This window comes from Acidithiobacillus sp. HP-11 (genome assembly GCF_015100075.1).
GTDB lineage: Bacteria > Pseudomonadota > Gammaproteobacteria > Acidithiobacillales > Acidithiobacillaceae > Acidithiobacillus > Acidithiobacillus thiooxidans.
On record NZ_JACKYY010000037.1, the window covers coordinates 25,513 to 32,971 of the forward strand.

Below are 7,459 nucleotides of genomic sequence, written 5' to 3' on the forward strand. Positions count from 1 at the left end.
ACCATGGCGGTGCTGACGATTCCTACACAGGCTTTCCCCGATCAACGCCCCGGCACCTCGGGACTGCGTAAAAAAGTCTCGGTTTTTCAGCAGCCTCATTATCTCGAAAATTTTGTCCAATCGATCTTTGCAGCGATTCCAGACCGCAAGGGTAAAACGCTGGTTCTTGGTGGCGATGGACGCTTTTTCAATCGCGAAGCCATCCAGATCATTTTGCGGATGGCCGCAGCCAATGGCTGGGGCAAAGTCATGGTCGGCCGGGGAGGACTTTTGTCTACCCCCGCTGTTTCTGCAATCATTCGGGCCCACCATGCCCATGGCGGCATTATTCTCAGCGCTTCCCACAATCCGGCTGGCCCCCATCATGACTTCGGCATCAAATACAACATCAGCAACGGAGGACCCGCTCCTGAAAAAATCACGGATGCCATCTGGGCCGGCAGTAAAAGCATCCAGAGCTATCAAACTCTGGATACTGCGGATGTCGATATCGATCACGATGGTGTTTTTCAACTCGACGACATGACCGTTGAAATTTGCGATCCGGTCCGGGACTATGCCGAGCTGATGGCCCGCATTTTTGACTTTGAAACGTTGCGTCGTCTTTTTAATGGCAATTTCCGCATGCGATTTGACGCCATGCACGCCATCACCGGTCCTTATGCCCTGGAGATTCTTGAAAACCAACTGGGTGCCCCTGCTGGCACGGTCGTCAACGGCATTCCCCTGACGGATTTTGGTGGTGGTCATCCCGATCCGAATCTGGTGTATGCCAAGTCTCTTGCTGATTATCTGTTCGGCGAAGAGGCTCCCGACTTTGGCGCAGCATCCGACGGTGATGGCGACCGCAACATGATTCTGGGTCGCCAGTTTTTTGTCACACCCAGCGACTCTCTGGCGGTATTGGCTGCCAATGCTACCCATATTCCCGGTTACCACGGCGGATTGAAGGGCGTTGCACGCTCCATGCCCACCAGTCAGGCCGTTGATGTGGTAGCACAAAAACTGGGCATACCACATTATGAAACGCCGACCGGCTGGAAATTTTTTGGAAATCTTCTGGATGCCGGTAAGATTACCTTTTGTGGCGAGGAAAGTTTCGGCACCGGTTCTGATCATGTCCGCGAAAAAGATGGGCTCTGGGCGGTCCTTGCCTGGTTGTCGGTGATCGCCGCGACCGGCAAATCCGTGGCAGAAATCGTGACCCGGCACTGGCAGGAATTTGGCCGCCATTACTACACCCGTCATGATTACGAAGGGATACCTGCCAGCGCCGGGGAAGAAATCATGGCAACACTCACTGCTCAGCTTCCGGTGCTGACAGGGCAAACGCTGGCGGGAAGGATTGTCCAAACCACTGATGATTTTGCCTATACGGATCCGATAGATGGAAGCATTAGCAGCCATCAGGGATTGCGCCTGCTGTTCAGCGATGGAGCGCGCCTGGTTTTCCGTCTTTCCGGAACCGGAACCGAGGGTGCGACTCTGAGGATTTATCATGAACATCTGGAACAGGATGCTGCGCGCCAGCAACTGGATCCACAACGGGTTCTGCGTGAACTGATTGCCTTGGGCAAGGACCTGACCCGTATTGAAAAACTTACGGGCCGCAAGGCCCCCACTGTCATCACCTGATGAAGGAGTCTGACTATGATGGATTACGACAACGATAGTAATGGTCTTGGATATAGTGCTTTGGGCATTGCCCTGCTGGCGGGTGCCGCTGCCGGAGCAGTAACCGCTTTGCTTTTTGCCCCTCAGGCAGGCGACCGCACCCGCGAACAAATTCGCCATCAGGCTAATCGTGCCTGGGACAAAGTGGTCGCTTCCCGTGAACGGATGAATGAACGCGTGGAAGAGTTGCTGGATACCATCGCCATTTACAGTGAAGAGCTGGTCCAAAAGGGTAAAGACCTGAGCGACCGGGAACGGCAACGCCTCAATGATGGCATCGCCCTGGCCCGTAGCGAGTTGGACCGCCTGCGTCGGAAACTGTCCCGTTTAGATTGACCACGGAGCAGCAAGCGGCTATTCTCTGCCGCGACGGGGCGTAGCGCAGCTTGGTAGCGCGCCTGCTTTGGGAGCAGGATGTCGTAGGTTCGAATCCTATCGCCCCGACCAATTAAAACAGGTACTTAGCGGATTACGCTAGGTACCATTTTTTTGCCTGAAGCGTTTACCGGTTACATTACCGGTTACACTTGGCGAATGTCATGACGGTTTTTTATGCTGGCGCTGCATCCATCCAGACGCCAAAGGTTGTGACAGTACCGCGATGGTGTTGTGGTTTGGAACCTTCCGCACAAATGTGCGGAACGGTGTCAGCACCAGCAGCAGGATGAACCGTTACTGTAACGCTAAATTAGGGCATCAATTCCGGCTCACTGTCGTGAAAATGTCGTGCAAAGGCACAATCTGGCCGATTGCACCCGCTAAACTGCCTGTATTTATTGGATTCTAAAGATTCAGAAAAGCGGATTAGTTGTCCGCGTGTCTGGTTTTTCTGGTTACGGTAACGGCATCGTTACGCTGTAACGCTCCATATTGGAGTCGTTACAGTAACGCGGGTGCCGGGAGTCGGGGATTTTGGAAGCCTTTTGCCTATATGGACTGGTTAAGGCGCTCGCGGAAAAATCAACAAGTCACTTTTTCCATAGCATCCGCCAGCGCGTTCAATACGCCCCCCGCATACCGTGTTGTCCTGCCTATTCGCAGGTGCGGAATAGCGTACCGTTTCCGCCAAACAAGCAACGTGGATTGACTGATACCCAGACGATCACAAACGTCTTTTGGCGAATAATAAAATCCTTCCCGAAAATGTCCGGGCGTCTCGGGGGGTACGCCAAGACGTTGGCGGATAATCACTCTGAGTTCTGGATCAGTCGGAAGGGCTCCCGGTGCGAGTGTTTTCTTTGCTGTAGTCATGACATATCTCCTAGGGACAATTAAAGGGTGTTCGGTGAATAATAAGGTAGGATAGCACCCCTATTACTTGCGTGCGTTTTAGGGCAAGGAAAGGGGCTTGCTGGGCGTTCAAAACCACGCCAAGTCATCCAGAGCGTAAAGATTGCTCTGTATCAAATCCGCCAGACGTTGCGTGTTCTGCTTGCCATCCCACGGTGCGTTTGTGTCATTGAAAAACCAGCGGCGCGGATTAGGGATACTGTTGCAGAGCATGTTTTCAACGTCATGAACAGAACCACGCGGGGCCATGAGTTCGGGAAAATCGGCGTAATTCACAGACTCGCCAGGGTAGGTAAGTCGCCCTTCAACCTTGGCGCCATAGCACGTAACGCCAATGGGTTTATATAGCCGATTCAATAGAATCAAGTCGCTGGTGCCGGGTACATCATGCCAGCAATACGGCAGGTGGATGATGGCATCTTTGGGCAGACGCTGGCCCAACATGTCCTGCGCTTTCGAGAGCAAGATGGTGACCATATTCGGGAATGTATCGGGATAAGTGGATTCAAGAGTATTCATAATGGCTCCAATAAGGTGGTTGGTTCGGTGTCAGATATTCAATAAGTTCCGGACTACGGCTCCAGCAACCAGCAAGCTCTGTCTGCATCGCGTTTGATACGTTTGGCGGTGGTTTCTAAGTCCTTGGATATGGATACAGCCTGTTCCCAGATAAGCGCCTGAACCGTCCAAAGCTCTGCATCCCTTTCGGGATAGTTGCGCGTTCTGATGTCTCGGTTCAGAGCCAGCAGACGGTAAAGCCTTTCGATGCGTTTCTCGACTGTTTCAGTTGACGTTTTCATTGGTAACCCTCTTTCAGTGGTGCTGTTTTCCTGTTGGTGTATGCGAAGTTTGCGAAGTTTGCGAAGTTTGAACATTTTCAATAGCTTGCATACTTCGAAGTTTGAGCGAAGTTTGCGAAGTTTGAAACGGTAAAATCCATACTTCGCCATACTTCGCCCATACTTCGAAGTATGCGAAGCCCCGTATTTATTCATTCTTCGCATTCTTCGCATTCTTCGCTAAGGTTAAACGGTAAATGGCTCGCTTTCGGTTTCCTGCCTTGGGTTCCACTTCGCGGCGCTCCAGCTTTGCATCGTCAACAAGGGGCTTGAGTACCTTGTCCAGCGCGGCTCCTGATACCTTGTTCCCAAAGCATTGCTTGGTGATTGTCCATCTATCCGCTTCCCGCTTCGGCTGTTCAGCGATAAAGGCCAACACTTTGTTTTCTTTCTCTTTATCCCGTCCTTCTCCGCCAAGTTCAGCCAATACATAGGCGGCAGTTTTTGCACCATACTGAGCCCAAGCGTGGCCCACCTTTATGTGCTCTGGCGTTATCATCAGGGACTTCTCCAGAATCGCGAGTATCAGTGCGATTCTTAGGCAGATTGGCGCACGCCGTTCTGTAGCTGCCGCAATCAGTTCATTGGCGGGATGCGGTTCCCTGAGCGATGGATAAAGTTCTTTGTAAAGCTTTGCGGCTTCCGGCGTCAGAGATGCACGGCGACTGTCTCTGGTGTTCGGATAGTCGCCAATGGCCCAAGTGATGATGTCTCTCAAACGCTCTGCAAAACTTGAGACAAGGGCTCTATCAGTCGGAGCAGGAAAAGCCACTAAACAGGTACGCTCTGCCCATATCATCAAAATACGGTTAAACGTCCCACCTTGGACTTCTCTTGCTTCAATTCTGGCGGCCAGTTCGCCAGGCGTTATGTTGCCGTGAAGCGAAATATGCGGGCGCGTTGCCCACATACTCTGGCCCTTGGTAAGGGGCATTATGGAGCCGCCATCCCAAACATCCCGAAGGGCAGGTAATAATGTATTACCGTCTCGCTTACCTTGCGCCAGTACGTTGGCGAACTCGCTCTCGATGATCCATAAACGCTTGTCATCAATACCGGGTACTTCTTCCTTGCCTTGTTTAAAGCCATCATGCACTGCACCTGCAAGCCCTTCACGACTAGACAAACCGCCAGTGTGGATTTGCCCAAGCGTTAAATCCATCATGGCGTCAGGGTTCGGAATAGCGGCGCGTATGCGGTTTACCAGCCCTAGGCTTTCGCCTTTTCCGCCCCTGGCACTGCGGCCAACGTGCAAGGTGAAAAGATTGACATGATGTCTGGTATCACCTACTGGAAGGTAGATATCCGGGCCTATTTCCGCAGAGAGCCACGAGAGCGCAGCAGCAGCAACCGCTACCGGATGCACTTCTTTCCCATCAGAGCCAGCTTTAGCGATTTCTCCAATAATTCCGTAAAGCATGGCGTCTGTATCAGGTAAGGGTGGCGGTGTAATCGTATCGGTAACGGCCTCCCGGCCTGCTTCTAAGTCCTCAGCGCTCCATGTCATAGCGCACCCCCTGCCACGCTTATGGCGTCGGATATGCGTTGTTCAGCAGTCAGCAGCCTTTCCACTCCGCTATCGTCGAGTTCCTCACCATTTGCCAGAGCAACGGCGGCGCTGGCGACTACAACGGCCTCAGTGTGAATACCAAGTAGCGCGGATTTGTAATCTACCGTCCGGCGCATGGGTTTGGCGTTCGTTACACTGTAACGGTCGCCAGGGAACAAATCAGCCAAACCAAGGCCCAGGGCGCTCGTTATTTCCTGAGCACCACAACCCGCGAAACAGTGTAGTAAGACGGTCCCATCTTCGGTTTCCCGAACAGAAAGGCTTGGCCTACGGTCGTCATGCGCCGGGCAACGGGTTTGCCATTTTCCGGTGCCTGTTCTCTTAACCGATTCAAGGGATTGCAGGATTTTATCAATCGGGAGTGTCATAGCAGTCCCTCCGCATGGATAACCAGCGTTACGATATCCGCAAGAGACAAAATCAGAGCGGCCAGAACGGGCCATAGGTGCTTGTATTTACGCGAAAAAGCGTGTAGAGTAATCATTGTCTATTCCTTATTCCCGCCCCCAATGGCGGGATTTTTTTGCTTAAATGTTGGTGTTTTTTGCGACTTTGCTCTTTTTGAGCCATTCCATGACATCGTCTTGAAAATAGCCGACGGAATTTGGCCCCATCTGAATTTTTTCTGGAAAGTCTGGTGACTTTTCAAATCTCCACAGCGTGGTGCGCGATATGCCCAAAATTTTACACAATTCCTTACCGCGAACTATGAGATTTTCCATCGTGTGAACCCCTGTAAAAAAACGATGGAGCAATTATGATGTTTCTTAATGTTTCTGTACGAAACGGGGCGATTTGGCGGTTAGTTGGGAGTTTCTACGGGTTTAATGCCCTGAAATAAGGACAAAGAAAAAGCCCATCAAAAAGACGGGCTTTATGGGTTATGGGGCTTTAATTCCTAGATTAAATTATCCAGTGATAGGCACTACATTATTTCCCGTAGCGATTGCGCGTAATCCTGCTAAATGCCTTCCCCACTTCGCCCAAGCATCGGCGGCTTCTTTGGAATAATCATATCGCTGATAAATCTGAGTGACGCCTTTCGATTCCTTGTGATTCAGAACAGCATCAATGACGGCGGGCATAATACCGAGTTCCTGCATACCGCTGGCGCATGTACGGCGTAGGTCGTGCGCGGTCCATCGTCCACCATTCAGGGTAAGGGCGTCAGTTGCTGCCGTTCTTCCCTGCCGTTGGGCCTTTTGCGTCTGACGGTCATAGATGGCGGCTCCAATGGAAAGCCTTGTCTGATGGTCTCCAATCTTTTTAGGGGAAGGGACACACCAGGCGCCTTCCCGTATTTCCTGAAGCACCGAGAACTGCGCCAGCGCAAACGCTGACAGGGTGATATGGTGTTCCCTTCCGTTCTTGGCGTTTTCCTTTGGGATAGTCCAGACGTTGCCATTCACATGCTGCCATTCAGCACTACATATCTCACCCAATCGGCATCCAGTGGAAAGCACAATCAGCAAAACAGCTTGCACACTGGCAGACAATCCGCTGACAGGTAACTTTCGAATTAGGTCCACTATCTCATCGTCAGTCAGCACCCGTTCACGGCTTTTCAGTTTGCCGCCTACATTCTCCGCTTCGACAATACCCAAAGGGTTGACGTCCACGGTTTCCCGCAGCTCTGCCCACTTGTAGAAGGTTTTAAGCGTCGTCAGCAGCCTGTTAGCCATCCTCGGCGCTCGTGCGGCCACGGTATCCAGACACGCCAACAAATCAGCGCGGGCAACCTTGGCTATCTCCATGTCGCCAACCTTCGGAAGCACGTCTTTCTGCATGGCTCGGAGCAAATCTGGGCCATCTTTGCGCTTGGATAGCTTCGCTTCATACCATTTCATGAATCCATCAGCAAACGTCTTGCGGGCGGCCTGTTCCATCTTGGCGATGCGTGCGGCTTCCTGCTTGGCGCGTTCCTGTTCTTCAGCATAAACCTGTGGGTCCACGCCACCATCTAGCWGCTTGTCGGACTTTCATTTTGCCTAAAATTATCGTATAATTACTTACGATTCAATGTGATGAGTGATTTTATGGCCCACTTCCTCGATACCTGTCTCTTATACACATCTGASRGCCATCG

Annotated in this window: 9 protein-coding genes and 1 tRNA gene; 3 read left to right on the forward strand and 7 right to left on the reverse strand. The window is 51.9% G+C overall.

Translation table 11 applies throughout. The features are described from left to right. Nucleotides 1-3 precede the first annotated feature (3 nt). From H7F08_RS11195 to H7F08_RS11205, 3 genes are all read left to right on the forward strand, one after another. Entirely contained in the window at nt 4-1,635 is a 1,632-nt protein-coding gene (locus H7F08_RS11195) for an alpha-D-glucose phosphate-specific phosphoglucomutase (protein ID WP_193640583.1), read from the forward strand. Nucleotides 1,636-1,650: 15 nt separating this feature from the next. Further along, nucleotides 1,651-2,010 carry a YtxH domain-containing protein gene (locus tag H7F08_RS11200; protein WP_024894610.1) on the forward strand — a complete coding sequence of 120 codons (360 nt, stop codon included), beginning with the start codon at nt 1,651-1,653 and terminating at the stop codon, nt 2,008-2,010. Nucleotides 2,011-2,044: 34 nt separating this feature from the next. Continuing rightward, nucleotides 2,045-2,121: transfer RNA gene (locus H7F08_RS11205), tRNA-Pro, on the forward strand. 513 nt (nt 2,122-2,634) lie between these two features. On the opposite strand, the gene H7F08_RS11210 is transcribed toward H7F08_RS11205, so the two are convergent. The 7 genes from H7F08_RS11210 to H7F08_RS11240 all read right to left on the reverse strand — a co-directional run bounded on the left by H7F08_RS11210 (nt 2,635) and on the right by H7F08_RS11240 (nt 7,325). Then, nucleotides 2,635-2,925, reverse strand: a complete 291-nt coding sequence (locus H7F08_RS11210; RefSeq protein WP_193640584.1) for a helix-turn-helix domain-containing protein — start codon at nt 2,923-2,925, stop codon at nt 2,635-2,637. Nucleotides 2,926-3,033: 108 nt separating this feature from the next. After that, nucleotides 3,034-3,483: a hypothetical protein gene (locus H7F08_RS11215; protein ID WP_193640585.1), complete on the reverse strand. Its 450-nt coding sequence runs from the start codon at nt 3,481-3,483 to the stop codon at nt 3,034-3,036. A gap of 53 nt (nt 3,484-3,536) precedes the next feature. Next, nucleotides 3,537-3,959 (reverse strand): hypothetical protein, encoded by a 423-nt coding sequence (locus H7F08_RS11220; RefSeq protein WP_193640586.1) that lies wholly within the window; start codon nt 3,957-3,959, stop codon nt 3,537-3,539. Continuing rightward, the gene (locus tag H7F08_RS11225) at nt 3,952-5,310 is read right to left on the reverse strand and encodes a DUF3987 domain-containing protein (protein WP_193640587.1); all 1,359 of its coding nucleotides are present in this window, start codon (nt 5,308-5,310) and stop codon (nt 3,952-3,954) included. Before H7F08_RS11225 ends, H7F08_RS11220 begins: the two co-directional genes overlap by 8 nt. After that, nucleotides 5,307-5,741, reverse strand: a complete 435-nt coding sequence (locus H7F08_RS11230) for a DNA primase (protein ID WP_193640588.1) — start codon at nt 5,739-5,741, stop codon at nt 5,307-5,309. Before H7F08_RS11230 ends, H7F08_RS11225 begins: the two co-directional genes overlap by 4 nt. Before the next feature lie 159 nt (nt 5,742-5,900). Continuing rightward, nucleotides 5,901-6,095 (reverse strand): helix-turn-helix transcriptional regulator, encoded by a 195-nt coding sequence (locus H7F08_RS11235; RefSeq protein ID WP_193640589.1) that lies wholly within the window; start codon nt 6,093-6,095, stop codon nt 5,901-5,903. Nucleotides 6,096-6,281: 186 nt separating this feature from the next. After that, entirely contained in the window at nt 6,282-7,325 is a 1,044-nt protein-coding gene (locus H7F08_RS11240) for a tyrosine-type recombinase/integrase (protein WP_193640590.1), read from the reverse strand. Between the last annotated feature and the right edge of the window lie 134 nt (nt 7,326-7,459).